2 protein-coding genes are annotated in these 1,513 nt (G+C 37.1%); one reads left to right on the top strand and one right to left on the bottom strand.

The genetic code is table 11. The features are described from left to right. Positions 1 to 764, top strand: a 764-nt coding sequence (locus tag EKO24_RS06215; protein ID WP_143733185.1) for a retropepsin-like aspartic protease family protein, incomplete at its 5' end; no start/stop codon positions are given. Between the two features lie 14 nt (positions 765 to 778). On the opposite strand, the gene EKO24_RS06210 is transcribed toward EKO24_RS06215, so the two are convergent. After that, positions 779 to 1,201 (bottom strand): hypothetical protein, encoded by a 423-nt coding sequence (locus tag EKO24_RS06210; RefSeq protein WP_127030804.1) that lies wholly within the window; start codon positions 1,199 to 1,201, stop codon positions 779 to 781. Positions 1,202 to 1,513: the final 312 nt, after the last annotated feature.

The following is a 1,513-nucleotide window of genomic DNA, read 5'->3' as shown; positions in this document are numbered from 1 at the left end:
CCGGGACGATTTGTTTTCCGACTATTTGCGAACTGAACTGCGTAATCCCAGAATTAAGGCTTATTCGGGAGGGTAGCGAAAGTCCTAATCAATTAAGAACGCCACAAGAAAATTCCGATTTATTTAATAAAAGCACTTATACTCATAGTGCATTGAAATCCTTATTCATTAGCCTTTTTATCTTGGCTATTTTTTTGTTTTTATTTAATCTTTTTCCTAATAAGAACAAACCTGAAGTGATTCCGGGCGGGATAATTTTGTACGCTGATATTCAAGGCCATTATCGAGGCACAGTATTAATTAATAACGTTTCAATGCCCTTTATGATTGATACCGGTGCTACTCATACTACCGTTCCAACTAAACTCGCTTTGGCTGCTGGTTTACCTTTGGGAGCATCTTTTCAGGCTCAAACAGCAGGTGGTGTTGTTACCGCGCAGAAAACCCATATTGATAGTTTAAAATTTGGTACAGTGGAAATTAATAACCTGGAAGGTAGTGTTAATTCTTATCTGGATGAAGTGCTGATTGGTATGAATACCTTAAAGTATTTCAAAATGACTACAGCCACCAAGACTTTAACCTTGGTAGCTTTGACTAATCTTGAAGAAATGACCGAAATAGAAAAAGCTTTACCTGTATCTCTGCCTAATCAGATTCAAGTTCCTTTAAGTATTGCCGCTCAACAGACTACAACTAAGTGGAAGAAAACCGTTACTTGTGATGGTTCAAAATGTAAAACACTTTATGAACAAGCAAAATAGCGTAACGTTTTATGCTAATCTTTTGTCGGTATTTTTTTAGATTTTCCCGTATTTATGTTTTTTGCTTTAAGGTTTTTCTTTTCAGCTTTTTTTCTTGCTGCTTCGTCTATTATCGTTACATTAAACGCTTTATTATCAATATCTAACGGTTCTACAACGCCTTTTCTATTTTCATTCATTCGGCATTTTCGGTCTCGTTGTATATTGACTGCTTGCATGGCGTACCGTAATGCTTTAATTTCGTTGGCCCGGACAAAATCGCCAGCATCCGATTCAATGCAATCAGGTAAAATCCTAAAACCTCGCCATTGTTTTCCTAAAAAATCTAACCGTCCGGAAAAAAGCTGTAAGCAAATAAAAACCGCTCGAGGCGGTTGTATTTTTCCACATTCCCAATTTTTGACTGTTTTTTTGATACCTGAAAAACAATTACGCAATCGTCAATTGTGTATCGTGCAAATTGTCTCCATTCTGAAAAAGTTTTTGGAACTTCGTAATACCGAACTGCCATAAATTTGCCTCTCTAAATTGAAAATCGAACTTAACGCAAGAAATAGGCCGTATAGCACACCAAGACTTCGCATAATGTATGAGCAGCTTATGTAGAAAAGCCCCGGTGGAAAATCGAAGAACCACCGGGGCTTTTTTGCATAGGCTACATTATGCGAGGTCTATTTCTTTACTTTTTCTTTCAAAATATTGGTTTCTTCTTTAACTTCTTTATGGTACTTGGATGCTCGTAGGCCCGT

Source organism: Candidatus Methylobacter oryzae (genome assembly GCF_003994235.2).
Classification (GTDB): Bacteria; Pseudomonadota; Gammaproteobacteria; order Methylococcales; family Methylomonadaceae; genus Methylobacter_A; species Methylobacter_A oryzae.
Note: the sequence above shows the minus strand (reverse complement) of the source record. Positions and strands in the feature narration are given on the sequence as shown.